Below are 25,704 nucleotides of genomic sequence, written 5' to 3'. Positions count from 1 at the left end.
CCACTGCCCGGGTGAGCATCGACCGTGCACGGCCTCACCTGTCTTTGATGAGAATTTACCGCATGCCGAATGAGGGCAAGCTATATCCCCTCAGGCTCTTAAGAAATGCTTATTCGCTTAACCCGATTGTGCGAGCGTTGAACCAGCTCCCGGCCGCGCCGAATAAAACGCTACAGGCAGGCGCTTCAAAAACTACCGCCACTTATGCATTTCTTTATCAACAAATTACCTGCGCATTATACAACCTGCTTCAAGCACTTTAGCGTGCGGTGGGCGGCAACGCCGCCGCTTCTTTTTCTTCCAAATCGCGCGGGGCGTAGCCGTAAGGGTTTTCAGGGTCTTTGCCCGCCCGCCACAGAACCCAGATGCCGATGAAAATCAGCGGAATGCTCAGTAGTTGGCCCTGGTTGAAGAGGTGGCCGTCTTCGAACTTCACCTGGTTTTCCTTGAGGTATTCGCCCAGGAAGCGCTGCGTGAACAGCAGCACTACAAACAGCCCGAACAGCTGCCCGCGCGGGGTGCGCTCCTTGGTGCGGTTCCACATCGAGTAGAGCAGCGCGAGCAGGAAGATGCAGAACAGCGCCTCGTAAATCTGGGTGGGGTGGCGCGGCACGGCCATCAGCGTGTCGGCCGTGGTGGGCTGGCCGGCGGCGTGCAGCGGGTAGGCATACGTACCGTTGGTCTGCGCCACACGGTCGACCAGCACCGCGCCGCTAGGCAGCGGGCTGGTGGCGGGCAGCAGGTGCTCCGTGTCGCGCGGGAAGGTGAAGGCCCACGGCACGTTCGTGGGCTTGCCCACAATCTCGGAGTTCATCAAATTGCCGGTGCGGATGCAGGCGCCGCCCAGCGCCACCACAATCACAATGCGGTCGAGTACCCACAGATAATCGAACTTGTTGTTGCGGGCAAACAGCCAGCAGGCCAGCAAGATGCCGATGGTAGCGCCGTGGCTGGCCAGCCCACCCTGCCAGATTTTAAACACCACCAGCGGGTCGGCCATCAGCGCCTCAAAGTCATAAAACAGCATGTGGCCCAGCCGCGCGCCCACGATGGTGCCGATGAGCATGTAGATGGTAATCACGTCGACCCACTGCGGCGACACCCGCTCTGAGCGGTAGATGTGCGTGAGGATGAACGTGCCCACCACGAAGGGCAGCATGAAAAACAGCCCGTACCAGCGCAGCGTGACCGGCCCGAGGTGGGCAATGATGGGGTTGATGTTCCAGTAAATGGCGGCGAAGAAAGGCGACATGCGGGGCAAAAATGTGATAGGTGGTCAAAGGTACTCCGCCCTCGGGCTCATTGCCCGGCGGAGGAAGGCACGCCCCGCCCGGACATCCGGCCCGGGCAGCGCAAGAAACCGGACGCCCCTAGCGCGCCGGCAAATGCGGCGCCTGGTAGCTGGCCGGACCAGTGGCCGCCGCGCCTCCCGCCGCGCAATCGCCGGACAAACTCAGCACCAAGGCGCCCAGCAGGGCCGCAAAGGCCGGCCGGCGCAGCCAGTCGGGCAACAGTGGCCTCGCCGTCGATGCTTCGGCGTCGACGAGGCGGGCCTGCACCCGGCCGTAGAAAAACGGCCGGGGCCGGGCCTGGGATTGGCGGGGAAGCTGGCGGAGCAAGGCATCCAAGGCCTCATCAGCAACGGAGCGGAGGTCGGGCTTAGTCATGGCGAAAATGCGGTTGCAGGCGTGTACGAAGGGTTTTGCGGGCCCGGAACAAGAGCGACTCCACGGCAGGCACGGTGGTATTGAGCACGGCAGCGATTTGTTCGTAGCTCAGCTCCTGCTCGTGGCGCAGCGTGAAGGCCACCTGCTGCTGGTCGGGCAAGCGGGCAATGTGCTCCAGCAGCAGGCCCAGCTGCTGCTGCCCCTCCAGCAGCGCCAACGGGTGCGCATGGGTGGGCGCTTCGTGCAGCACTTCATTGCCGAAACCCAACAGGCTGGTGAAGTAGGCAAAGCGCTTTTTGGCGCGGGCGCGCCGCAGGTTTTTCAACGCCCGCGACGTGGCCAGGCGGTAGAGCCAGGTGCTGAGCCCGGCCTCGCCCCGGAACCGGCTAATGGTCTGGTGAACCTCCACAAACACTTCCTGCGCCACATCCTCGGCCTCTTCCGGCGAGCGGAGCAGCGACAGTACCACCCGGTAAATACGGTCCTGGTATCGCTCCACCAGCGTGCGAAAAGCAGCCTCGCTGCCTTGCTGCAGTTGCGCCACCAGCTCAGCCTCGGCCGCTACGGCCGGGTCCATCAAACAGGGGCCAACCGGTGGCTCATCAACCAAAAACAACGGGATTGCGCAAGCCACAGAAAAGAAAACAAAAGGGTCGGCGAAAGGCTGGGCCAGTATTGACCGAGCCGGAGCTACAAGGCAATAGGTCCCATTCGGCGGCCAACCTTGCGCGGGTTTGCTATTTTATTTCCATTAATTCGAAATGAGGCCTGAATAGGTACCCCGAAGCGGTGCTTCGGCCGGCGTCTGGGTTGCTTGCTCAACGCGAACCGAAGCACCTCTTCGGGGTACATTTTACAGCCCCGCCAGCTCCTCGGCAAAGCCGCCGCTGAGAATGGGAAAGCGCAGCCAGGAGCGTGGGTCCACGTTGTAGTCATCGAGGTGGAAGCTGGGCGCGTACCGCTCGCGCTTCCACTGGTTGCGGCTCCAAAGGCTGTAGAAGCGGCGCACGTAGGTTTTCAGCTGCTCGGTGTCGAAGCCCGTGCCTTCGCCTTCCAGCATGGCCAGCACCTGTTTGGGGCTGAGGCGGTCGTAGAACGCCAAGCGCTCGATGCGGTTGAGCAGGGTGTAGGGCATGAGGTCGCGCTCGTCGGTTTGCTTGTCTTCGAGCGGGCGCAGCTCGGCGGTGGGCTGCAGGGCGTTCACGTGGCGCAGGGCAGTATAGCCCAGCTCGGTTTCGGCCCAGCGCAGCCATTTTTTCACGAAGTCCTTGTCGACGCCCGCAATGGGCGAGATGCTGCCGGCCGTGTCGCCGTCCATGGTGCAGTAGCCCACACTGGCTTCGGAGCGGTTGGAAGTGGTGATGAGCAGGCAATTCTGCACGTTGGCCAGCAGCCAGATGGCGGGGGCCCGCACCCGCGCCTGAATGTTTTGCAGGGCCAAATCGTCGGTTTTCCAAGTCAGCTCCCGGCCCAGCGCGCCCTGGATTTTACCCACGTACCCGGTTACCTCCTCGTCAATCGTCCAGCGATAGAAGCGGGCGCCAATGCTGTCAGCCAGCTCTTTGGCCGAGTTGAAGGTGTCGTCCGAGGAATTAACGGTGCCCTGGTAAGCGCAAGTAAGCAGCTGCTGCACAAGCTGCTGGTTGGTATTCAGGGTCCTTTCAGGTGCCGGCTTTTCCACCACCTGCGCGGCTTTGCCGCCGGCGCCCTCCTGAGTCACCACCGTTTCGCTGGCCACCGGGAAGCAGCCGCTACGCCGCTTGAACTCCTCCAGCCCCAACTCCTCCACGCCCAGCCGCACCATCTCAGCCACGCCCACGGCGCAGAAACAGGAATCCGCCCCGCCGCTCAAGCTCAGCACGAAACCCCGGCTGCGCGCCTTGCGCAGGTAGTCGAACAGCGCCAGGCTCATGGCCTGGTTTAGTTCCTTGTACTCATCAGGCGCGGGCAACGGCGCGATTTCGACCGCCGGCTCCTGCGGCGTCGTGAAATCCACGTCCACCCATTCCAAATCCACTTCCTTGAAGCTCAGCAACTGGTTGCGCTTCAGCAAATGGCCGTTGCGCGCCACCAATATTTCACCATCAAAAATGATTCGGCCGGCCTCGTTGCCCAGCAAGTTGGCGTACAGATACGTGCAATCAAACGTGCGCGAGGCCTTCATCACCAGTTGGTAGCGCACGTCGGTTTTGCTCATCGCAAAGTGGCTGGCCGATGGGTTCACAATCAAGTCGACCTTGCCCGTGAGCCGGCAGGCCGGCCGCACATTATCGGCCCGCCAGGCATCCTCGCATATCTCGAAGCCGAAGCGTACGCCCTCGTGCTCAAAAATCAGGTCACCCAGCGGCCACGTCTCCCCTTCCAAGGTCACGGTCGTTTGCTCGCCCGCCACCCAGGGCGCGAAGAAGCGTGTCTCGTAATGCACCCCGTCATTGGCCAGAAACTGCTTGGCCGCGAAGCCCAGAATCTGCCCATCGCGCAGCACCGCCGCCGTGTTATAGGTGCAGTGATTGAGCCGTACCGGCAGCCCCACTACCACGCAAACGCCGTCCGTCCAGGGCCGCACGGCCTGCAGGTGCGCCAGCGCCGACTCCGGCATCCAGTCGCTCAGAAACAAGTCTTCGCAGGCATAGCCGGTCAGGCACAGTTCAGGCAAACACAGCAGTTGCACGCCCGATGCTTTAGCCTGCTCAATGGCCGTCCGAATGTTGCGAAGGTTGTTTTCCCAGTCAATGGGAATCTGATTGAGGGCGGCTCCGGCAATACGCATATTATTAAACAACTGGGGTTAGTCAATTCAGATTACACAAGCCCCAACGGGGCGAGTTGTTGGCAAAAACCTATGCTATCGAACAAAAAAGCCCCGGCGGGGCGACACTCAGCAACTGAATGTCTTCCCTCCGAGGCTCTTGCAGTCAACATGCTGAGAAACTTTAAGCCACGCCCAGCTCCGTCAGGGCCCGCTCGGCGGCTAGCTGCTCGGCCTGCTTCTTGCTCAGGCCCATGCCGGTGGCCACGATTTCCTCATCCAGCAGCACATTGGCCGTGAACTCCATCATGCCGCCCGGCCGGGCCTCGCCGGTGATATCGTAGCGCAGGGTTTTGCCCTCGCGCTGCGCCCATTCCACCAGCTTGCTCTTGAAATTGGCCGTGGTCGTCGTGAGCGTGTGCACATCCACAAAGCCCTTCACGAGGCGCGTAAGGATGAATTTCCGGGCCGACTGGTAGCCCAAATCCAGGTACACGGCCCCGACCAGCGCCTCCAGCGCGTTGCCGTTCACCGAGCGCGAGCGGGCGGCGCGGCCCTGCGCGGTGTCCAGTTGTACCAGCTTATCAAGGCCCAGCTTGAGGGCGATGTTGTTCAGGCTTTCGCGGTTCACGATGCGCGAGCGTACCTCCGTCAGAAAGCCCTCTTGCTCGTAAGGGTATTTTTTAAACAGGTACTCCGCCACCACCGTGCCCAGCACGGCATCGCCAAGAAACTCCAGCCGCTCATTCGTCTGGTGGCGGCCGATGGCGGGCTGCTGCCGCACCGCCGAGGAATGCGTGAACGCCAGCCGATACAGCTTGGCGTTTTTGGGCCGCTGGCCCGTCACGGTCGCTACGGCCTGACGAAACGACTTATCAGAAGCAAAAAGACGGGAAACGAAACCGAGCAAGGGAAAGAAAATTTAGATTCTGGTAGAAAGGAAACGACAAAAAAGAACGTCATGCTGAGCGAAGCCGAAGCATCTCTACTGCAATACTAACTCAATCGAAAGGATTAGTTGCGCAGTAGAGATGCTTCGGCTTCGCTCAGCATGACGTTCTGAGTGCCTCTTGTTGACCCAAAAGTCAAGCCTACAGTTTACGGAAAATCACCGACGTGTTGTGGCCGCCAAACCCAAAAGTGTTGCTCATGGCCACGCGCACGTCGCGTTCCTGCGCCGTGTTCGGCGTGAAGTTCAGCGCCTGGTTGATTTCCGGGTCGGGCGTGTGCAGGTTGATGGTGGGCGGCACCAGGCCGTGTTGCATGGCCATGATGCAGGCCACCGCCTCAATACCGCCGGCGCCGCCCAGCAGGTGGCCGGTCATGCTTTTGGTCGAGGAGATGTTCAGCTTCTCGGCGTGCGCGCCGAATACTTTCTCAATGGCCTTGATTTCGGCGCCGTCGCCCAGCGGCGTGCTCGTGCCGTGCGTGTTGATGTAATCCACTTCCTCGGGCTGAATGCCGGCGTCGCGCAGGGCGTTTTTCATCACCAGCACCACGCCTTCGCCACTCGGGTCGGGCGCGGTGATGTGGTAAGCGTCCGACGACATGCCGCCGCCAATCAGCTCGCAGTAAATTTTAGCGCCGCGCGCCTTGGCGTGCTCGTACTCTTCGAGCACCAGCGCGCCGGCGCCCTCGCCCAGCACAAAGCCGTCGCGGTCCTTGTCATAAGGGCGCGAGGCCGAGGCCGGGTCGTCGTTGCGCTCGCTCATGGCCTTGAGGGCGTTGAAGCCGCCCACGCCCGATTCGGTGATGGCTGCTTCGGAACCGCCCGTCACCACGGCGTCGGCCAGGCCGAGGCGGATGTTGTTGAAGGCCGCGATGATGGCGTCGTTCGACGAGGCGCAGGCCGACGTGGTCACGAAATTCGGCCCGCGGAAGCCGTTTTTGATGCTGATATTGCCCGACGAGGAATCGGCAATCATGCGCGGAATGAAGAACGGCGAATAGCGGGGGGTACCGTCGCCGCGCTCAAACTGGAAGCATTCTTCCTGCAGCGATTTCAGGCCGCCGATGCCGGAGCCCCAGATTACGCCCACCCGGTCCTTGTCCACGCCGCTTTCGAGTAGGCCCGAATCGGCAATGGCTTCGTCGGAGGCAATCACCGCGAACTGCGTGAACAAGTCCATTTTGCGGTGCTCCTTGCGGTCGAAGTACGTGTCGGGATTGTAGTCCTTGACTTCGCAGGCAAAGCGGGTTTTGAACTTGGCTGGGTCGAAGCGCGTGATGGTAGCGGCGCCGCTGGTGCCCGTGCGCAGGCCTTCCCAGTAGGCTGGGGCGGTGTTGCCCAGGGGCGTGATGGCCCCGAGGCCGGTAACGACAACCCGTCGGATGGACGTCATACAGAGCAAGCGCCACTGGCGCGAATGATGAGGCGGGATAAAACAGCAAAACCGGCCGGCGGCGGGCCGGCCGGTATGCGCAGTATGGGGGTCATACCGCGCGAAACAGGAAATCAGCGTAAAGGCTACAACTCAAATTTCGCGCTTCGCGGGGATGAAAGGAAGACTACTTAGCGTGCTCTTCGAGGTAGCTGATGGCTTGGCCCACGGTGCCGATGTTTTCGGCCTGGTCGTCGGGGATGCTCACGTTGAACTCCTTTTCGAACTCCATGATGAGCTCAACGGTATCCAGCGAGTCAGCACCCAGGTCGTTGGTAAAGCTTGCTTCGGGGGTCACCTCCGAGGCTTCAACGCCCAGTTTATCAATAATAATGGCCTTTACTTTTTCTGCGATTTCAGACATCTCCGTGGGGGGTTTAAGGAAAACTATGGCACAAAGTAACGAGAGAATTTTCATCTAACCCACGGACGCGCTTTTCATTTCGGGGTACAACATTATGGCCGCGCGGCTGGCAAGCGGCCCCGGCAGGCCGTAGCTTTGCCCTGCCCGCCCCGCGGGTGCCCTTTTTGCGGCTCCTATGAAGACCTTCACCCTCGACGTTGACTACGAGTGCGACTTTGCCCTGTTCGGGCTGGTGAGCAGCACCCGCGACTATACCCTGGCCTGGAACCTGAACCGGGCCCTGCGCCTGCGCCTCATCAAGCAGCCCGAGCTGCTATTGAACCTGCTCAGCCGCGGCCGGCTGGTGTTTACGCACTACCTGCACGCCACCGAGGCGCTCACGTTCCGGCTGCTGCGCAACCGCTCGGTAGCCCCTTCCAACCTCAAAAAGCCCTTCCTGGCGCCCGACATCAAGGAATACGACTACCTGCTGGCCGTGAGCAACGGCACCGGCGCCTTGGCCGATGAGGCGCTGCTGCAACAGCTCGCCGCCCTTGATGCGGTGCAGTACGTCTGCCAGTTCGACCCCAATACGCTTAAGTATAAGGAGAATCTGATTTTGTGAGTTTGCTTCAGAACGACGTAGGGGCGGGGCTTGCCCCCGCCCGGTCGTTGAACAGAATCGTTGATGCGGAGCGAATAGCCGGGCGGGGGCAAGCCCCGCCCCTACGTCGTGCTGGAGTGACCCGGGCCGCATTGGGCAATCGTTTTCACAAGATTCCCGCTCATCAATAGGCATTTCAATTTAATTCAACGACTTTTGCCCTGGCAGGCCCCTGGCTTAACCCCTACACGGCCTGCTTTCGCTTTATCTCATTCGATTTTGCCTTCGGCAAAACGTCCTCTCCCCGATTTGAGGAGGGGAGTTTTTTTGTACTGCTAGTTCCAACGACTCCCGCATGGAAAATCAACCCGTTTTCAACAAGACTAAAATTGTGGCCACCGTGGGCCCGGCATCGAATACCTACGAGCGCCTTGGCGTGCTCATGCGCGAAGGCGTCGATGTATTTCGCCTTAACTTTTCGCACGGCTCCTATGAGGACCACCTCTCCGTTATTAACACGGTGCGACGGTTGAACAAGGACATGAAAACGTCGGTGGGCTTGCTGCAGGACTTGCAGGGGCCTAAGATTCGTCTGGGCGAAGTAGAAGGCGGTGGCGTCGAAATCAAAGCCGGCGACAAGTTGAAGCTGGTGTGCGGCGAGAAGGAAATCAGCACGGCCACGCGCCTAAGTACGATTTACCTGGGTCTGGCGCGCGACGTGAAGGCCGGCGACATGATTCTGATTGACGACGGCAAAATTGAGCTGAAAGTATTGGCCACCGACCGCGATAAGGAAGTGGACGTGGAAGTGGTGTACGGCGGCCTTGTGAAGCCCCGCAAGGGCATCAACCTCCCTGACTCGGAAGTGTCGGCCCCGAGCATGACCGAAAAGGACATCGAGGACCTGCAGTTTGGCCTGGAGCACGACGTGGACTGGGTGGCGCTGAGCTTCGCCCGCAAGGCCGACGACATCCGCTTCATCAAGAACCTGATTGCGCAATCGGGCAAAACCACCCGCGTGGTGGCCAAAATTGAGACGCCCGACGGCCTGCGCAACATCGACGAAATCATCGCCATCACCGATGCCATCATGGTGGCCCGCGGCGACCTCGGCGTGGAGGTAAAGATGGAGGAGGTGCCGATGGCGCAGAAAATGATTATTGCCAAGTGCAACGCCGCCGGCAAGCCCGTCATCGTGGCCACCCAGATGATGGAATCGATGATTACGGCACCCCGCCCCACCCGCGCCGAAACCAGCGACGTGGCCAATGCCGTGCTCGACGGCGCTGACGCCGTGATGCTTTCGGCCGAAACCGCCGTGGGTGCCTACCCGGCCGAGGTGATTCGCTCGATGGTGGGCACCATCTTGAGCGTGGAAAGCCGCAGCCCGCAACTCTTCCACCGCTGGTGGCCCATCGACCCCACCGGCCCCAACTTCATGGCCGACAGCGTACTTTCGGCCTCCTGCCACCTGGCCAAAAACACGGGTTCGAAAGCCATTACCGGCATGACGCACCACGGCTACACGGCCTTCCAGCTGGCCAAGTACCGCCCCAAAGCCAACATCTTCATCTTCACCGATAACCGCCCCCTGCTCACGGTGCTGAGCCTGGTGTGGGGCGTGCGCAGCTTCTACTACGACCGCCTGGTGAGCACCGACAGCACGGTGGCCGACATCCGCTACGTCCTCACCACCACCGGCCACCTCGAAGCCGGTGATATTTTCATTAACACCGGCTCGATGCCCATTCAGGACAAAGGCAAAGCCAACATGGTGAAAGTGAGCATAGCGTAAAGCATTGTCAAAATAGATTGATACAAAAAAGCCCCCCGCAGTTAATACTGCGGGGGCTTTTTTGTGCGAAGCTTTATTCGTGGGTCAGCTTCCAAGTTGCTGAGTTACCGTCGCTGCCACTCAAGTGCAGCAGGTAGAGGCCGGCCGGCTGCCCGGCCAGCGGCACGGTCAGCGTGGTTTGGCCGGCGGTCACGAGCGTTTGCCACACGGGGCGGCCCAGCGCATCGGTCAGGCGCAGGGCCTGGCCGGCGCGAGCGGGCTGGGCCAGGGTGAGCGTGGCGGCCTCGGCAGCGGGGTTGGGGTGCAGCGTGGCCAGCTCGGCGGCTTGGGCAGCGCGGGTGGGCAGCAAGCTTCTGAAGCTCAAAGGCGAGCCACATATGGTGACAGCTCCGTTGATGGTTCTGCGGGAATATATCAAGCCGTACCACCCTTCCATGGTGGTGGTACTAGCAGGCGCAAAGCTGTATTGCCAGGCCGCGTAATCAAGGCCGGTACGGTAAATGGGAATGGCCGGGCTTGAGGGGTTTTGAACGTAGTGAGGATAATAGCTGATGCGGTTTGCGATTGAGCTACACCCCCCACCGCCAGCGGTGCCGATGGGCATTCCAACCAGCAAGGTGGGGTAGCTACCAGTTCCAATAACCACGTATTCGCCAGTCAGCAGGCGCAACGCCCCCAGTTGCATCGTAGCGCCCCCGGGCTGCCACTGATTACCCGAAAGAGCTATTGCCCAATGGTTTATCGTAATTGGCGAATAATATAAGTAGGCCGGTGTAGAACAGGGCCCCGCGTAACCGAAGCTTTCGTTTCGACGCTGCTCCTGATAAGTAATAATCAAACTGTCAGCGGTCAGGCGGCGCGACACGATGCGGCGCAATATCTTATTGTCGTAGCATCGAATGGCCCGCACGATGTCGTCCTCGTCGTACCCGAACTCGTCGCCGGGCTGCACGTCGAACAGCCGCACGGGGTTGTAGAGCGACTGCGCGAAGCTGGCTGGGAGCAGGGCCTGCTCCATTTGGCTGCCCGTAGCTCCCCCCAGCCACTGCGGCCCGGCCAACAGGCCGTAGCGCCGGCTAAGCCGAACGGTGGCGGTGGCGCCGGCAGTGTTGATGTTGATAACCGACACCGTGTCCTGCACGCCGGGACTCAGGGTTTCCCAGCTGCGGCTGGCTAGCGTGGCCGTTCGGAGCGGCTGGCTACTGGCAATCCAGGTGCTGCCCACTGCTGCCCGCGGAAACAGTTCCAGGCTCACGGCTGTTTGTACATTGGCTTGGGCCAGGGCCTCTAATGTGTAGCTGGCTTGGCCCGGCCGCCAGCGCATCAGCGCGCCAAACAGATTATTGCGGCTTTTTAGCGAACCTCCCGTAGGATATGCGGTAGCGGTAGACGTACGCAAGCGCTGGTTGAAGGCGTAAACGGAATCGCCATTCGCTGTGGCATACACAGAATCGACGCGTAGTGTGTGTGCGAGGTTATTGGGTACGCTCAACACTTCGCGGTAAGCATAAATCAGGCCCGGCCGAAACGGCCGCCAGGCTTGCTGGGCGCGGGCACCAAAGCCCGTCATTAGTAAGACTACGGCCAGTAAAGGCCGCAGGCAGCGGTAAGCGTGTTTCATGTGGGTAGCGGTGGCGTGGAATGATGCTGTAAGGTACCGAATCCGACCGACTTACCAAGCGCCACCAGCTAAACGCAAGAAGCCCTGCTCGATACCGAGCAGGGCTTCTGTGATGAGCGGAAGACCAGACCTTGGGGCGGCGCAGTCTGGCCTTCCTAGACTCGTAGTCGCACTAGAGCGCGTTAACGAGTTTTGTCAGCTTGCTTTTGTTGTTAGCAGCTTTGTTTTTGTGGATGATGTTCTTCTTGGCCAGACGGTCCAGCATCGAAGACACCTTCTTCAGCAGCTCCTGGGCGGCCGTTTTGTCGGTCGTCGTACGGAGCTTTTTGATAGCCGTGCGGGTGGATTTGTGCTGGTAACGGTTCAACACGCGCTTGGCTTCGTTGCTGCGGATGCGTTTGAGGGCCGACTTATGGTTTGCCATGAGCAGGAAATATATAGGAGCGTTATGCTTGAGTTCTGTGTTTGGGAGGGCAAAGGTACGAATCCGTCTGACAAATTCAAACCCTGCCAGCAAAATTCTTGAGTGAAAGCTGATTCAGCCTAACGGCAACAGACCAAAATCATTTTAAAGCTTGTTTAAGCTCATGTCAATTTCACTTTGGCACCCCTAAATTAGTATGCATGCCGATTAAGTTCGAACTTTACTTCTTATTCAGTCCTACCCAGCGCGCCATTTAGCCCACTTATTTATCCGCGCCATGCCGCTCGTTGCTCAGCCTCACTATCAGCCGCCGTTCTATTTGTTTAACGGCCATTTGCAGACCATTGTGCCCAGCTTGTGGCGCACCGTGCCCGACGTGGCCTACCAGCGCGAGCGCCTGGAGTTGCCCGACGGTGACTTCTTGGACCTGGACTGGAGCCGCCTGCCCGGGATGCGCCCTACCGACGGCTTGGCCATTGTGTCGCACGGCCTCGAAGGCGATGCCTCCCGGCCCTACGTGCGCGGCATGGTGCGCGCCCTCAACCGCGCCGGCCTCGACGCCCTGGCGTGGAACTACCGCAGCTGCGGCGGCGAAATGAACCGCCTGCTCCGCTCCTACCACCTCGGCGACACCGAGGATTTGGACACCGTGCTGCGCCACGCGTTGGCCACCGGCCGCTACCAACGCGCCTACCTGCTGGGCTTCTCAGCTGGCGGCAACGTGACGCTGAAATACCTAGGCGAAGACGCCAGCCGCGTGCCGGCTGAGGTGCAGCGGGCCGCCGTGTTTTCAGTACCGACGGATTTGCGGGCCAGTTCGATACACATCGGGCGGCCTCAAAACCAAGTTTACATGCGGCGTTTTCTGAAATCGTTGCGCCAGAAAATCCGCGACAAAGCAGCCTTGCTGCCCGGCGAGGTTGACTTGGAAGGGCTGGAACAACTGCGCAACTTCCCGCAGTTCGATGACAAATACACGGCTCCCATGCACGGCTTCGACTCGGCCGATGCCTATTACCAATACGCCAGCTCCGGCCGCTACTTAAGTGGCATCCGGGTGCCCACGCTGCTGGTGAACGCGCAGAACGACCCGTTTCTACCGGCTTCCTGCTTCCCGCGGGTGGTGGCGGCACAGTCGCCCTTCGTGTTTCTGGAAACTCCAGCCGATGGCGGGCACGTGGGCTTCGCTGAGAGCAACGGGGAGTACTACTCGGAGCGGCGGGCGGTGGAATTTCTAACGGCGGAGGTGCCGGCGTAGGAATCGCCTGTCATTGCGAGGCCGCAGGCCGTTGCAAACGAAGTTCAGCGTAGCCAATCTTTCCTGTTAAAACCAGACACTACCTTTTACCAGAAAGCCCCGGCACTGCGCAGTGCCGGGGCTTTTCACGTTTTAGGGCTTTATCACATCAGTAGGTTTGTCGCTGAGAACAGGACGGATTGCCACGGCCTGCGGCCTCGCAATGACAGGCAAAAACTATTTGGCGGGCACGAAAACCACTTTTTTGGTTTCGAAAAACTCCTCCTTAAAGAAATCACTCAAATCTGTGACCTTCGCCTTCAAACCGGATTCGGCAATTTCCTCGGCCAGGTCGCCGCCTTTTAAATAATATAAGCCTGAGCCGGGCTGGCCCTGGGGCTTGAAGCGGTGGGCAATCCAGGGGTGGAAGGTGGCGAGGCGGGCAACTGCGCGGCTCACCACGTAGTCGTACTTGGTGCGGAGCTGCTCGGCGCGGGTTTGCTCGGCAGTCACATTATTCAGGCCGAGGGCGGCGGTCATGAACTGCACGGCGCGGATTTTCTTGCCGATGCTGTCGACGAGGTGAAAATGCACCTCCGGGAACATAATGGCCAGCGGCAGGCCGGGCAGGCCGCCGCCGGTGCCCACGTCGAGCACGGCGCTGCCTTTGGGGAACTGAATGACCTTGGCAATGCCCAGCGAATGCAGCACGTGGCGCTCCACAAAATTGTCCATGTCGGTGCGCGACACGAGGTTGATGGCTTCGTTGGTGGCCCGAAACTCGGTTTCGAGCTGCTGGAAAAGCTGGAGCTGCTGGGGCGTGAGCGCGGGGAAGTAGTGCTGCAAAAGATTCATGGTTGCAAAGGTGCACGGTGCGCGCCGTTTGCACCGACGGGGCGAACACCAGCACGTCATGCAGAGCGCAGCGAAGCATCTTTACCGCTTCGCCTGAACGATTAAGTTAGCATTGAGGTAGAGATGCTTCGACTTCGCTCAGCATGACGTTCCATCTTTTATCGGCCAACCCAAACCCCACAAAAAAGCCCCGACTCACATCGGGGCTTTTTCAAAATTAAATAATCTGCTTGGTGTGCTTCACCATGTCATAGAGCAGCTCGCGGGCGCGGTGCAGCTGGGCTTTCACGGTGCCGAGGGGGGCTTTGAGCTCGGTGGCAATTTCTTCGTAGCTGAGCTCGTCGAAATAACGCAAACTCACGAGGCGCTGGTACTTATCGGGCAGGCGCGACACGACGTGGCGCATGATTTCGATTTTCTGGTTGCGCACGGCGTGCTCGGCCGGGTTCAGGTCGTTGTCGCGGAAATCAATGGTGATTTCGTCGCCGTTGTCGACCTTGATGGCCGAGTCAATCGACATGGTTTTGATTTTATTCTTGCGAATAAAGTCGATGCAGTTGTTGGTGGCAATGCGGAACAGCCAGGTGCTGAACGCATACTCCGGGTTGAACTTGTGCAGGTTGCGGAAGGCTTTGGCGAAGGCTTCGATGGTGAGGTCTTCGGCGTCGTCCTGGTTGCGCACCATCTTGAGCACCACGTGGTACACGGGCTTCTTGTAGATGTGCATCAGCTCGGCGTAAGCCTTTTCGTCGCCGTGGTCCACGGCGGCGCGAATCAGCTTGAAGTCGTGCTTGGCTTTGGCTGAAAACTGCTTTTGAATGTCTTGGTTGTTTACTTCCATCGAAGGGTGCGGTTGAGGAACAGCGAGATTCCTAGGGCCAGGTACTGAAAAAAATAAACCACGTCGAGCACCGGCAGGAGCCCGACGATTACGGGCTGCTCAAGCCGGCGGCTGAGACGGGCATACACGGCACTCACAAACAAAGTTCGGAGGACCCATACCACCGTCAAAGGTACCCAATTGTTTGGCGAAAAAACTAGCACGGCGTTAGTCAAATAGAACAACATATTGGCCAGCACGAAGGTGCCAATTCTTAAACGGTCGGCCAGCCGGTAGGCCCGGCCGGCGGAGAGGTGGCGGCGCTTCTGGCTCCACCAGGCGCGCCAGGTGGGCGCGGGTTCGCTCAAGGTGTGGGCGGGCGGGTCGGCCACCACGGTGATGCGCTGGCGGTAGCGCACGGCGTCCTGCACCATGAGGTCATCGTCGCCAGAGAGCAGGCGCATGTGCGAGGCAAAGCCCTTGGTGGTGTTGAAGCAGGCGCGGGTGTAGGCCAGGTTGCGGCCCACGCCCATGTAGGGCCAGCCGCGCCAGGCAAAGCTGAGGTACTGCGCGGCGGTGAGCAACGTCTCGTAGCGGATGAGCTGGTTGAGGAAGCCGGGCATTTCGGCGTAGGCCGAGAAGCCCAGCACCACATCGGCCCCGCTGCCGTGCGCGAAGCCACGCTGCATGAGGCGCAGCCACTGGTTGGTGGCCGGAATGCAGTCGGCGTCGGTGAAGAGCAGGCGGGCGAAGCGGGTGGTTTTGATGCCGAGGGTGAGGGCGTATTTCTTGGGGCCGAAGCCACGGGGCGTGCGGGCCACGCTCACGAGGCGCACTTTTTCGTGGTAATACTGCGCCAGCTGCTGGGCATATAAGTAGGTATCATCGTCGCTGCGGTCGTCGATGAGGACGATTTCGAAGCCGGCCGGGTAGTCCTGCTGGAGCAGCAGCGGCAGCAGACGGCGCAGGTTGTCGAGTTCGTTGTGGGCACAGACCACGATGGAAACGGGTTCCGTGTCCGGGCCGGGGGCGTCGGCGGGGGCTTCGAGAGGGCGGCGGGCGAAGGGCCAGAAGAAATAGGCGGCGTAAATGAGCTGCACTACCACGCACGCCAGCAGCAGCCAGAAAAACGGGGAAGTGGGTATGGGTATCGGCAAGGGAACGGCGGCGTGAATGGACTTGCAAAAGTACGGGACGCCGGGCGGCCGGGGTATCTTTGCGGGAAGCAAGGGCTCCAGCCCGTCATGCTGAGCGCAGCCGAAGCATCTCGCTCGGGTTAGTAACTCAATCGTGAAAACGGTCTTGATTACTTCGGCACGCGAGATGCTTCGGCTGCGCTCAGCATGACGTTCTTTTTTTCGCTCTGCTGCGCGCCCGTCTCCCCTCCCGCATGACCTTCGACCTTCTCGCCCAGGATTCCGCCACCAAAGCCCGCGCCGGCCGCCTCGAAACGGCCCACGGCACCATTGAAACGCCCATTTTCATGCCCGTGGGCACGGCCGGTACCGTGAAGGCGGTATCGCAGCAAACGCTGAAAACCGACATCAACGCCCAGATTATCCTTGGCAATACCTACCACCTCTACCTGCGGCCGGGGCTCGATGTGCTGAAGGCGGCCGGCGGCCTGCATAAGTTCAACGGCTGGGACCGGCCGATTCTGACGGACTCGGGCGGCTACCAGGTATACTCGCTGAGCAACACCCGGAAGATTAAGGAAGAGGGCGTGAAATTCCGCTCGCACGTGGACGGGAGCCAGCACTTGTTCTCGCCGGAGGGCGTGATGGACATTCAGCGCGTCATCGGGGCCGACATCATTATGGCCTTCGACGAGTGCACGCCCTGGCCCTGCGAATACGACTACGCCGCCCGCTCGCTCGACATGACGCACCGCTGGCTGAAGCGCTGCATCCAGCGCTTCGACAGCACCGAGGGCCTTTATGGCTACGAGCAGAACCTGTTTCCGATTGTGCAGGGCAGCACGTTCCGGGATTTGCGCATCAAATCGGCCGAGTTTATCGCGGCGCAGGGCCGCGCCGGCAATGCCATTGGCGGGCTGAGCGTGGGCGAACCAGCCGAACTGATGTACGAGATGACCGAGCTGGTGTGCGACATCCTACCAAAGGACAAGCCACGCTACCTGATGGGCGTGGGCACACCGGCCAACATCCTGGAAAACATTGCCCTGGGCGTGGACATGTTCGACTGCGTGATGCCGACCCGCAACGCCCGCAATGGTATGCTCTTCACCACGCAGGGCATCGTCAACATCACCAACAAGAAGTGGGAAATGGACTTTTCGCCCCTCGACCCCGAACTCGGCGGGCACGCCAGCACGTTCTATTCGCGTTCGTATGTGCGCCACCTGTTTCAATGCAAGGAGATGCTGGGCCCGCAAATCGCCTCGGCCCAGAACTTGGCCTTTTATCTGTGGCTGGTGAAGGAGGCCCGCAAGGAAATCCTCGCCGGCACGTTTGGCCCCTGGAAAGAGCGCATGGTGAAGCAGGTGATGACACGGCTGTAGGTTTATCAGAACGTCATGCTGAGCGCAGCCGAAGCATCTCTACCGCGCAACGCAATTAATTACTTCGGCACGCGAGATGCTTCGGCTGCGCTCAGCATGACCGCCGGATTATAAATTCGTTAAAAATGAATATCCTCGACAAATACATCATTAAGAAATTTCTGACCGCGTTTTTCTTCTCGGTGGTGATTCTCGTGTCGGTGATTTGCGTCATTGATTTCACGGAGAAAAACGACGACTTTATTCAGCATAATTTGTCGATGGGGCAAATTATTTTCGGCTATTACATTTATCTGTTTCCCTATTTCGCCAATCTGCTTTCGCCGATTACCATTTTTATTGCCGTCGTTTTTGTGACGGCGCAGCTGGCGGCGCGCACCGAGATTGTGGCCATTCTGGCTAGCGGGGTGAGTTTTAAGCGGCTGATGCTGCCGTACGCCATTGGCGGCAGTGTGGTGGGGCTGCTTATTTTCGGGCTGATTGGCTGGGTGCTGCCGGTGGGCAGCAAGTCGCGCGTGGCGTTTGAGCGAGCTTATATCAAGCTGCCGTACCGGTTTCAGGGGCGCAACGTGCATTTCAAGGAGGGGCCGCGCACCTACGTGTTCATGGAAAGCTATGACAACACGAACAACATCGGCTTCCGCTTTGCTTTTGAAACCATTGATGGGACCGTGCTGCGTCGGCGAATGACGGCCGACGCCATCAACTGGGACTCGACGAAGCGCATGTGGCACTTGTCGCCGCAGCTGGTGCGCACCTTCCGCGGCCCGCAGGACGAAACCCTGCAAACCATCCCGGCCCGCGACACCACCCTGAACCTCTACCCGAAGGACTTCGCCAGCAACTACAAAATTGCCGAAACCCTCACCCTGCCGGAACTCAATGCCTTCATTCGCACCAAGATTGAGCGCGGAGCCGACGACACCCAGATTTACCTGAGCGACAAGTACGAGCGGTATTCCTACCCCTTCGCCATTGTGGTGCTCACCCTGATTGGGGTGACGCTGAGCGCCCGGAAGTCGCGGGCCGGCGTGGGCGGGCAGATTGCGCTGGGCTTCGTGCTGGCCTTCGTGTTCATCATTTTCGTGATGCTAAGCCGCAACTTGGCGCAGGTGGGCAGCCTTTCGCCGCTGGTAGCGGCCTGGGTGCCCACCACGGTGTTCAGCGTGATTGGGCTGGCGCTGTACCGGTTTGTGCCAAAGTAGCGGGTAGTGGACTGGTGGGATGGTAGGCGGTCATGCAGAGCGCAGCGAAGCATCTTTACCGCGCAACGCGATTATTTACCACTGAGGTAAAGATGCTTCGCTGCGCTCTGCATGACGTTCTGACTATTTAATCATCCATGCTTCGCGACTACCTCAAGCTCCATTTCATTGTGCTCCTGTGGGGCTTCACGGCCATCTTGGGCAAGCTGCTGACGCTGCCGTCGGTAGAACTGGTGTTTTGGCGCACGCTGCTGGCGGCCGTGGGACTGGCTGTGCTGCTGGGGGCGCGGCAGATGGCCTGGCGCATTCCGGCGGGCCAGGTGCTACGGCTGCTGGCGGTGGGCGCGCTGGTGGCCACGCACTGGATTACCTTTTTTCTAGCGGCGCGGCTCTCGTCGGTGAGCGTGTGTCTGGCCGGGCTGGCCACGCTGGCTTTGTGGACGTCGCTGCTGGAGCCGCTGCTGCTCTGGCGCCGGGTGCGCGGCTACGAGGTGGGGCTGGGGCTGATTACGATGGTGGGCCTGTACCTAGTGAGCCAGGCCGAGCTTGACCAGTTGCTCGGCTTGGGCGTGGCGGTGCTCTCGGCGGGCTTGTCGGCGCTGTTCAGCGTGCTGAACTCCAAGCTGATTAAGCAGCACCCGCCGCTGCGGCTCACGTTTTACGAGATGCTAGGGGCCTGTTTGAGCATCGCGCTGTTTTTCCCGATTTACAGCCATTACTTCACACAGGACCGGGGCCTGCAGCTGGCCTGGCACGGCCTGGATTGGCTCTGGCTGGGTTTGCTGGCGGGTGTGTGCACGGTGTACGCCTTCTCCACGTCGGTGGAACTGATGAAGCGCCTCTCCCCTTTCGCTGTGAACCTGACCATCAACCTGGAGCCGGTTTATGGCATTTCGATGGCCGCGGCTATCTATTGGCTACATGTCAAAGGCCTGCTCCACGCGCCGCAGTTCAACGGGGAGCGCATGAGCACGGGCTTTTACATTGGTACGCTGCTCATCGTGCTTAGCGTGCTCATTCACCCGTTGGTGGCCCGGCTGATGAAGGACAAGGAGCCGGATTTGGAGCCGGCCGTGCCGGTTTAGAGCACGCCCCACCACACCGCGTACTCTGCCGACCACGCAACCGCTGCCGGCTCCCCCTTTTCCCAGAGCCCGTACACGGCCGAGCCCGAACCGGACAAGCTGGCATAAGTAGCGCCAGCATCGTAGAGCTGATTCTTAATATCAGCCAGCACCGGATGCGCGGGCGTCAGGGCCGTTTCGAAGTCGTTGCTGACGGTTTCGCGCCAGGTACTCATGGGTTGGGCTAGGGCCTCGCGCAAGGGAAACTTAGGCGGCTGTGGCACGATGCGGGCGTATGCTTCGGCCGTGCTGATGTGCAGATTGGGATACACCACCACGCAGGCGGTGCCTTTCAAATTCAAGTTAATTTCTTCGAACACATCGCCTTTCTCCACGGCCAGCACGGGCTGGTTGCAAATGAAAAAGGCACAGTCGGAGCCCAGGCGGCGGGCATAGCTTTCCAATGCTTCAGGCGAAAGACTCAGGCCGAATAAGTCATTGGCCGCCTTCAGGGCAAAGGCAGCATCGGCCGAGCCGCCACCCAGGCCGGCTCCAATGGGCACGATTTTGTGCAGGTAGAGCTGCGCAGGCGGCAGCTGCGGAAAATCGGCCTGCAGCAGCTCGTATGCCCGTACGCAGAGGTTGGTGGCCGGGTCACCGGGGATGGGGTGGCCGGTGAGGGTGATGTGGGTGGGCTGGCCGGGCGCGGCGGGCAGCATTTCGAGCGCATCCGTCCATGGCAGGGGTATGAACACCGATTCGAGGCTGTGGAAGCCGTCGGGCCGGCGCTGGGTGACGTAAAGGCCGAGGTTGAGCTTGGCGTTGGGGAAAACGAGCATGGCGTGCGATAAGAACAGGACTTGGCACAAAAGAACGTCATGCAGAGCGCAGCGAAGCATCTTTACTGCGCAATGCAACTATTTACTATAGCGGCGAAGATGCTTCGCTGCGCTCAGCCTGACGACCTTTGTCGTCCCGTTTAATTCGCTCGTGCCCGTACCCGCTTCCTTCTACGTTCGCTACGGCAAGCGCTGGCTTGATGTGGCCATCAGCCTGCCCTTGCTGCTGCTCACGCTGCCGCTGCTGGCGGGCGCGGCGGCGCTGGCGGCGGCCCAGAACCGTGGGCATTGGCTGTTCCGGCAGGTGCGGCCGGGCTGGCACGGGCGGCTGTTCACGCTCTACAAGCTGCAAACCATGACCGACGCGCGCGATACCGTCGGCCAGCTCCTGCCCGACGCCGCGCGCCTGCCCGCCCTGGGCCGCTGGCTGCGCGCCACCTCGCTCGATGAACTGCCCCAGCTCTGGAACATTGTGCGTGGCGACCTTAGCCTAGTGGGCCCGCGCCCGCTGCTGCCCGCGTACCTGCCACTATACTCGCCCACCCAGGCCCGGCGGCATGAGGTGCGGCCCGGCCTCACGGGCTGGGCGCAGGTGAACGGCCGCAACGCCATTAGTTGGGAAGAAAAATTCGCCTTCGACGTATGGTACGTCGACCACCTGAGCTGGCGGCTGGATATGGCCATTTTGTGGCGCACCGCCGGGTGCGTGCTGCGCGGCAGCGGCGTGGCCGCGCCCGGCCAAGCCACCACCACGGCCTTTCGGGGCACGCCGCCCCCACCCGTTTCTCCGTAGATGATGCCTATGACTACCTTGTTTTTCTCAGAATACGAAGCCGGCGAAACCGGCTCCCCGCTCGTCATTTTCGGGGCGGGCGGACTGGGCCGCGAGGTGCTGCTGCTGCTGCGGCAGCTCAACGCCCGGCACCCCACCTGGGACGTGCGCGGCTTCTACGATGACCAGCCGCCCACCACGCCCACCGTGGCCGGCCTGCCCTACCTCGGCACCGCCGCCGACCTCAACGCCACCGCCGAGCCACTGGCCGTGGCCGTGGCCGTGGGCAGCTCCGCCAGCCGAGCCGCGGTGGTGGGTTGCCTCACCTCCGATAAATTGACGTTTCCAACGTTGGTGCACCCCCAGGTGGAACCGGATGCCGACCAGCGCATCACGCTGGGCGAGGGCTGCATCGTCCAGCAGGGCTGCCTCCTGACGTGCGATATTTCGCTGGGCCGCTTCGTGCTGCTCAACCTGGGCTGCACCGTGGGCCACGATGCCGAGCTGGCTGATTTTTGCTCCCTGATGCCGCACGCCAACGTGAGCGGCGCGGTGCGGCTGGGCGCTGGCTGCTACCTGGGCACCAACGCCACGGTCATTCAAGGGGTGACGGTGGGCGCAGGCAGCACGGTGGGCGCCGGGGCCGTGGTGGTGCGCGACTTGCCGGCCGGCGTGACGGCGGTAGGCGTGCCGGCAAGGGCCATTAATAGCGAACTGTAACTAATTAGCCCGTCATGTCGAGCTTGCCGAGACCTCTCGCGTGTGGCAGTAACTCAATTGATTGGATTACTTCGGCACGCGAGAGGTCTCGGCAAGCTCGACATGACGTTCTTTATTCTTCATTAAGCAAAGCGCATGCGCAGCCAGGACTACGACCGTCTTTACCTTTCTCCGCCTCACCTCGGCCGGCACGAGCTCAACTACGTGCACAAGGCCATTGAGGACAACTGGGTGGCGCCCGCTGGGCCCAACCTGGCCGGGTTTGAGGCGGATATCTGCGCGGCGGTGGGCGTGCCGTATTGCGTGGCGCTGAGTTCGGGCACGGCGGCTATTCACCTGGGGCTGATTTTGCTGGGCGTGGGGCCGGGCGATGAGGTGCTGTGCCCGTCGTTCACCTTCGTGGCCACGGCCAACCCCGTGGTGTACCTGGGCGCTACGCCGGTGTTCATCGACAGCGAGCTCAACACTTGGAACCTCTGCCCCGAGCGTCTGCGCGAGGCCATTACGGACCGCATTGCCAAGGGGAAAAAGCCCAAAGCCCTTATTCTGGTGCATCTCTACGGCATGCCCGCGAAGCTGCCCGAAATCCTGGCCCTGGCACAGGAATTTGATATTCCAATTCTCGAAGACGCTGCCGAGGCCTTGGGCTCGGAGTGGCAGCAGCAGCCGCTGGGAGGCTTTGGGCGGGTGGGCGTGTTCTCGTTTAATGGCAACAAGATTCTAACCACTAGCGGCGGCGGCGCCCTCGTCACCTACGACCGCGCCCTGGCCGAGCGGGCCCGCTTCCTGGCCACCCAGGCCAAGGACGACGCGCCCCACTACCAGCACTCGCAGCTGGGCTATAACTACCGCCTGAGCAATATCCTGGCCGGCATCGGCCGCGGCCAGATGGAACTGCTGGACGAGCGGGTGAAGCGCCGCCGACAGATTTTTGATTGGTACCGCGAGCACCTCGCCGGCCTGCCGGGCATCACGGTGGCCCCGGCGCCCGAGCCGGCCGGCAGCCGCTCCAACCGCTGGCTCACCACAATCTTAATAAATCCCGCCGACCCAGCCGCCGACGCCCAGCCCGCTCCCGCCGTCACGCCCGAAACCCTGCGCCTGCACCTCGAAACGCGCAACATCGAGAGCCGGCCGCTTTGGAAACCCCTGCACCTGCAGCCGCTCTTCGCCAACGCGCCCGTGTACGGCGGCGCGGTGTGCGCCGACCTATTTGCCCGCGGCCTGTGCCTGCCCAGCGGCACGGCCATGACCGACGCCGACCTGCACCGCGTGAAAGAGGCCCTCACGGAAGCACTATCGGCCTAAGCAGCGTATTGCTGGGGCTTTCGGTGGGCAATTGGCCCGATTCGTGCCTTGCGGTGGGCACCGGGCTGCACCGTTCCGGCACCTTTTGCCGTTAAAGGCCCATCCATCCTTTTTATCCCATGAAAAATTCGCCCGTTTTTGCGCTGCTCCTGGCGTTGCCCCTGGCTGCCGCCGCGCAAACCACGCCCACCACGAGCCCCGCCAAAACCACCACGACCACGACGCCCGCCCCGGCTGGCACTCAGCAGCAGACCGAGGTGGTTGAAGAACTCGACCCAGCCACCGGCAAGGTCATCCGGCGCACCACGCGCACCGTCAACGTGCCCGTGGGCACCACCCCATCGACCACCACCACGACCCGGCCCAGCACTACTACCACGGCGAGCGACTTACCGGCTTCGCCGGCCTCCGATGCGCAGGTAACCGCGTTTCTGCGGAAGAAAACCACCGTTTCCACCCTCAGCACCAGCGGCCTGCTAGATGCTTACAGTCGCCTCATGGACCGCGTGCACAACGACCGTTCGGGCTGGAAACCGGCCGACTGGGCTCTTGCCGCCAACGTCATGAGCGCCCTCAACGCCCGCTACGACCAGCTCCGCAGCAGCTTCTCCTTCGATGACAAGGTGAACATCCGCGCCCAGCAGGCCGAATTCCAGACCCTGCGCACCGCCCGCCAGCTCTCCGACCAAGTGTCGGACAAGCTGTAGCGCAAGGCAGCCCACCCCAAAAGACCAGCCCCCTTCGCCCAATTAGCGGCGATGGGGGCTGCCTCTTTCGGGGGCTAGCCAAACTTTGTAACCCCAGTTGCGGATTACCGAATCCAAGCCCCGCTGGGGCTCTCGTTCTACACCGCAACTTGGGTTAGCTAGTGCGCCAGCGCAACGGGCGTCACGTTCCGGCTTTCGGCTACTGGCTGCGCCGGGCGCTTTTGCCCATACAGCCGGCGCAGCAGCAGGTGCGAGGGCACGTAGAACACAGCCAGCAGTCCGGTCATCCAGGCCAGCAGGTAGAGCGGGGCGGGCAGCCATGTTTGGGGGTGGGCGTCGTCGAAACCGAACACGTAGTTGATGTTGACCGGGATTTTAGGGTCGGGCAGCACGGTGCCGGCGGGCGGCAGAAAGAAATAGGCCACCAGGCACAGACTCCAGCCCAGGGCCGTCCAGGCCAGCAGGGCGCGGCGGTCGTAGCCCAGGCGCTTCACCAGAAAGATGAGCAGAAACGGCAGCCAGCCGTGGAAGAACGACAGCCCGCGTAGAAATAGCGAACGGTTGGCATCGAACATGTAGCCTGTGAGGCCCACGAGATGCACATGAAACAGCTCGCCCAGGAAATCGGCGCACCACAGCACCTGCGGCACCAGAATGCCCACGGCCGCCATGGAGGCCGGCAGCGGGTGCTCGGTCCAGAGTGCGATGAAGCTCAGCAGCAGGGCCACGTCGCAGAAATACAGAAAGTTGGTGGGCCCGTAGTCGTGGTAGTACACCGGCACCATCACGGCCAGAAAAGCACTAACGACCAATTTGAGGGCCAATGGCAATCGGGGCGAAGCAGCATCCATAAGAGGCGTGGGGAAAGGTGAGGCGGTTGGGGCCGGCCGCGTTGCCAGCCACTAGAACCGTCACAAAGGAATGGACCCACCCAAGCCCTGGCAATCTAAAAACGCTCCTTATCCGACTTGGCAATTCCACCATTACTCACCCCAGCTCACTTTATACCAGCTACATACGCTCAATGAATCAGACTTTTGAACCCGCACATTGAACTGTCTATTCTTGCCACGCGGTTGCCAAACAAGCCCGCAGCTAACACTATCGGTTGTGCTAAGGCAGTTGCAGAAACGATGTAGGAGCGGGGCTTGCCCCTGCCTGGTCATTGAACGGCATCGTTGAAATGGCGCCAGCGCCCGGGCGGGGGCAAGCCCCACTCCTACCTCCATTCAAGACCCGGTATCGGCGTCTTTTCGCTTTAATAGCCGCAAGCCCCGCCCCTACCCTCATTCAAAACCGCTCTAATGGTGGTGGTGCTCCTCCTCGGGCGGCGGCGGCAGCTCGGCGGCGGCGCGGTAGAGCAGCGCGGTGGGCACGCGCGGGTAGTGGTGGTGCAGATGGTGAAAGGCAAACGAGGCCGTGATGGGCGTCCAGGCCTGGGCCAGCGCGGCGGCCGTGCGCGCCGCCGGGTTGCGCGACGACACATGGTGCGGCACATACGACGCCCAGATGGGCATCGTCGCGCTCATCACAAAAGCCACGCCCCAATACACCAGCCCCACCACTGAGCCCGTGGCCCAATACAAGACCACAAACGCGACCAGCAGCGCCAGCGTCAGCCCGGTTTCGATGAGCTGAATGCGGCGCGTGTTGGGCGCGATTCGCAACGACTCGCGGCGCAGCATAAGCGTGTGCCAGGGCCCCTGCCACAGCACCCGCGAGAAGCTCCAGGTGGCGGGCGCACCCTCCGGGTCAGCCTCAGTGAGGCAGCGGCCGTGGTGGCGCAGGTGCGTCACCTGCAGGCCGTGGCCGCTTTTCAGAATGAGCAGGCCGGCCAGGGTGAGCACCCGCTCGTTGGTGGGCTTGGCTAGGCCCAGGGAATTGTGCATGGCGTCGTGCATCATCACGAAGGCCGCCAGGCACACCACGGCGGCCAGCGGCACGGCCAGCCACCACCAGCCGGCCAGCGCCAAGCCCACATACAGCGCCAGCAGCACCCAGGGCCGGGCCAGCTCAACACGCCGCTGAGCGGGAGTGAGTTCGAGTTTCATGTGGAAGGGACTTAGGAGTTA

At 61.2% G+C, this 25,704-nt stretch carries 25 protein-coding genes; 10 read left to right on the top strand and 15 right to left on the bottom strand.

The window, feature by feature from the left end; genetic code table 11:
• Window positions 1–259: 259 nt before the first annotated feature.
• The 7 genes from lgt to Q5H92_RS09800 form a co-directional block, all read right to left on the bottom strand.
• Window positions 260–1,252, bottom strand: coding sequence for a prolipoprotein diacylglyceryl transferase (gene lgt, locus Q5H92_RS09830; protein ID WP_305011340.1), 993 nt, complete (start codon window positions 1,250–1,252; stop codon window positions 260–262).
• Window positions 1,253–1,370: 118 nt separating this feature from the next.
• Window positions 1,371–1,667 (bottom strand): hypothetical protein, encoded by a 297-nt coding sequence (locus Q5H92_RS09825; protein ID WP_305011339.1) that lies wholly within the window; start codon window positions 1,665–1,667, stop codon window positions 1,371–1,373.
• The gene (locus Q5H92_RS09820; RefSeq protein WP_305011338.1) at window positions 1,660–2,301 is read right to left on the bottom strand and encodes an RNA polymerase sigma factor; all 642 of its coding nucleotides are present in this window, start codon (window positions 2,299–2,301) and stop codon (window positions 1,660–1,662) included. Before Q5H92_RS09820 ends, Q5H92_RS09825 begins: the two co-directional genes overlap by 8 nt.
• 219 nt (window positions 2,302–2,520) lie before the next feature.
• On the bottom strand, window positions 2,521–4,437 hold the full coding sequence (nadE, locus tag Q5H92_RS09815) for an NAD(+) synthase (RefSeq protein ID WP_305011337.1): 1,917 nt from the start codon (window positions 4,435–4,437) through the stop codon (window positions 2,521–2,523).
• A 163-nt stretch (window positions 4,438–4,600) separates the two neighbouring features.
• A complete protein-coding gene (gene rnc, locus Q5H92_RS09810) occupies window positions 4,601–5,326 on the bottom strand; it encodes a ribonuclease III (RefSeq protein WP_305011336.1) in 726 nt (241 codons plus the stop codon).
• A gap of 181 nt (window positions 5,327–5,507) precedes the next feature.
• Window positions 5,508–6,758 carry a beta-ketoacyl-ACP synthase II gene (gene fabF / locus Q5H92_RS09805; protein WP_305011335.1) on the bottom strand — a complete coding sequence of 417 codons (1,251 nt, stop codon included), beginning with the start codon at window positions 6,756–6,758 and terminating at the stop codon, window positions 5,508–5,510.
• A 166-nt stretch (window positions 6,759–6,924) separates the two neighbouring features.
• Entirely contained in the window at window positions 6,925–7,161 is a 237-nt protein-coding gene (locus tag Q5H92_RS09800; protein WP_019948606.1) for an acyl carrier protein, read from the bottom strand.
• A 175-nt stretch (window positions 7,162–7,336) separates the two neighbouring features.
• Here Q5H92_RS09800 and Q5H92_RS09795 point away from each other — a divergent pair, with 175 nt between their 5' ends.
• Together Q5H92_RS09795 and pyk are read left to right on the top strand one after the other, a co-directional pair.
• On the top strand, window positions 7,337–7,765 hold the full coding sequence (locus Q5H92_RS09795; protein WP_305011334.1) for an IPExxxVDY family protein: 429 nt from the start codon (window positions 7,337–7,339) through the stop codon (window positions 7,763–7,765).
• Window positions 7,766–8,099: 334 nt separating this feature from the next.
• On the top strand, window positions 8,100–9,539 hold the full coding sequence (gene pyk / locus Q5H92_RS09790; RefSeq protein ID WP_305011333.1) for a pyruvate kinase: 1,440 nt from the start codon (window positions 8,100–8,102) through the stop codon (window positions 9,537–9,539).
• A gap of 73 nt (window positions 9,540–9,612) precedes the next feature.
• Here the strand turns inward: pyk and Q5H92_RS09785 are convergent, their stop codons facing one another.
• Window positions 9,613–11,160: a T9SS type A sorting domain-containing protein gene (locus tag Q5H92_RS09785; protein ID WP_305011332.1), complete on the bottom strand. Its 1,548-nt coding sequence runs from the start codon at window positions 11,158–11,160 to the stop codon at window positions 9,613–9,615.
• A 172-nt stretch (window positions 11,161–11,332) separates the two neighbouring features.
• A complete protein-coding gene (gene rpsT, locus Q5H92_RS09780) occupies window positions 11,333–11,584 on the bottom strand; it encodes a 30S ribosomal protein S20 (RefSeq protein WP_198066977.1) in 252 nt (83 codons plus the stop codon).
• Between the two features lie 277 nt (window positions 11,585–11,861).
• On the opposite strand from rpsT, the gene Q5H92_RS09775 reads away from it, so the two are divergent.
• Complete coding sequence (locus Q5H92_RS09775) at window positions 11,862–12,842, top strand: YheT family hydrolase (RefSeq protein WP_305011331.1); 981 nt, start codon at window positions 11,862–11,864, stop codon at window positions 12,840–12,842.
• A gap of 216 nt (window positions 12,843–13,058) precedes the next feature.
• Here the strand turns inward: Q5H92_RS09775 and rsmG are convergent, their stop codons facing one another.
• The 3 genes from rsmG to Q5H92_RS09760 form a co-directional block, all read right to left on the bottom strand.
• Window positions 13,059–13,676 carry a 16S rRNA (guanine(527)-N(7))-methyltransferase RsmG gene (rsmG, locus tag Q5H92_RS09770; RefSeq protein WP_305011330.1) on the bottom strand — a complete coding sequence of 206 codons (618 nt, stop codon included), beginning with the start codon at window positions 13,674–13,676 and terminating at the stop codon, window positions 13,059–13,061.
• Between the two features lie 217 nt (window positions 13,677–13,893).
• Window positions 13,894–14,517 (bottom strand): RNA polymerase sigma factor, encoded by a 624-nt coding sequence (locus tag Q5H92_RS09765; RefSeq protein ID WP_070728736.1) that lies wholly within the window; start codon window positions 14,515–14,517, stop codon window positions 13,894–13,896.
• A complete protein-coding gene (locus Q5H92_RS09760; RefSeq protein WP_305011329.1) occupies window positions 14,508–15,653 on the bottom strand; it encodes a glycosyltransferase in 1,146 nt (381 codons plus the stop codon). Before Q5H92_RS09760 ends, Q5H92_RS09765 begins: the two co-directional genes overlap by 10 nt.
• Before the next feature lie 233 nt (window positions 15,654–15,886).
• Between Q5H92_RS09760 and tgt the strand changes: the two genes are divergently transcribed.
• The 3 genes from tgt (at window position 15,887) to Q5H92_RS09745 (ending at window position 19,307) form a co-directional block, all read left to right on the top strand.
• Entirely contained in the window at window positions 15,887–17,017 is a 1,131-nt protein-coding gene (gene tgt, locus Q5H92_RS09755; protein WP_305011328.1) for a tRNA guanosine(34) transglycosylase Tgt, read from the top strand.
• 125 nt (window positions 17,018–17,142) lie between these two features.
• Window positions 17,143–18,222 (top strand): LptF/LptG family permease, encoded by a 1,080-nt coding sequence (locus Q5H92_RS09750; RefSeq protein WP_305011327.1) that lies wholly within the window; start codon window positions 17,143–17,145, stop codon window positions 18,220–18,222.
• Between the two features lie 137 nt (window positions 18,223–18,359).
• Window positions 18,360–19,307 (top strand): DMT family transporter, encoded by a 948-nt coding sequence (locus tag Q5H92_RS09745; RefSeq protein WP_305011326.1) that lies wholly within the window; start codon window positions 18,360–18,362, stop codon window positions 19,305–19,307.
• Here the strand turns inward: Q5H92_RS09745 and ispE are convergent.
• Window positions 19,304–20,125: a 4-(cytidine 5'-diphospho)-2-C-methyl-D-erythritol kinase gene (gene ispE / locus Q5H92_RS09740; protein WP_305011325.1), complete on the bottom strand. Its 822-nt coding sequence runs from the start codon at window positions 20,123–20,125 to the stop codon at window positions 19,304–19,306. The two genes, Q5H92_RS09745 and ispE, sit on opposite strands and share 4 nt — an antisense overlap.
• Window positions 20,126–20,276: 151 nt before the next feature.
• Here ispE and Q5H92_RS09735 point away from each other — a divergent pair, with 151 nt between their 5' ends.
• The 4 genes from Q5H92_RS09735 (at window position 20,277) to Q5H92_RS09720 (ending at window position 23,632) form a co-directional block, all read left to right on the top strand.
• Window positions 20,277–20,918, top strand: coding sequence for a sugar transferase (locus tag Q5H92_RS09735; RefSeq protein WP_305011324.1), 642 nt, complete (start codon window positions 20,277–20,279; stop codon window positions 20,916–20,918).
• A 9-nt stretch (window positions 20,919–20,927) separates the two neighbouring features.
• A complete protein-coding gene (locus Q5H92_RS09730) occupies window positions 20,928–21,617 on the top strand; it encodes an acetyltransferase (protein ID WP_305011323.1) in 690 nt (229 codons plus the stop codon).
• Window positions 21,618–21,752: 135 nt separating this feature from the next.
• The gene (locus tag Q5H92_RS09725) at window positions 21,753–22,925 is read left to right on the top strand and encodes a DegT/DnrJ/EryC1/StrS family aminotransferase (protein ID WP_305011322.1); all 1,173 of its coding nucleotides are present in this window, start codon (window positions 21,753–21,755) and stop codon (window positions 22,923–22,925) included.
• A gap of 119 nt (window positions 22,926–23,044) precedes the next feature.
• A complete protein-coding gene (locus Q5H92_RS09720; RefSeq protein ID WP_305011321.1) occupies window positions 23,045–23,632 on the top strand; it encodes a hypothetical protein in 588 nt (195 codons plus the stop codon).
• Between the two features lie 158 nt (window positions 23,633–23,790).
• On the opposite strand, the gene Q5H92_RS09715 is transcribed toward Q5H92_RS09720, so the two are convergent.
• Window positions 23,791–24,483 carry a membrane-associated protein gene (locus Q5H92_RS09715; RefSeq protein WP_305011320.1) on the bottom strand — a complete coding sequence of 231 codons (693 nt, stop codon included), beginning with the start codon at window positions 24,481–24,483 and terminating at the stop codon, window positions 23,791–23,793.
• Window positions 24,484–24,933: 450 nt separating this feature from the next.
• Window positions 24,934–25,683, bottom strand: a complete 750-nt coding sequence (locus tag Q5H92_RS09710) for a fatty acid desaturase (RefSeq protein WP_305011319.1) — start codon at window positions 25,681–25,683, stop codon at window positions 24,934–24,936.
• Between the last annotated feature and the right edge of the window lie 21 nt (window positions 25,684–25,704).

This window comes from Hymenobacter mellowenesis (genome assembly GCF_030581005.1).
Taxonomy (GTDB): Bacteria; Bacteroidota; Bacteroidia; order Cytophagales; family Hymenobacteraceae; genus Hymenobacter; species Hymenobacter mellowenesis.
Note: the sequence above shows the minus strand (reverse complement) of the source record. Positions and strands in the feature narration are given on the sequence as shown.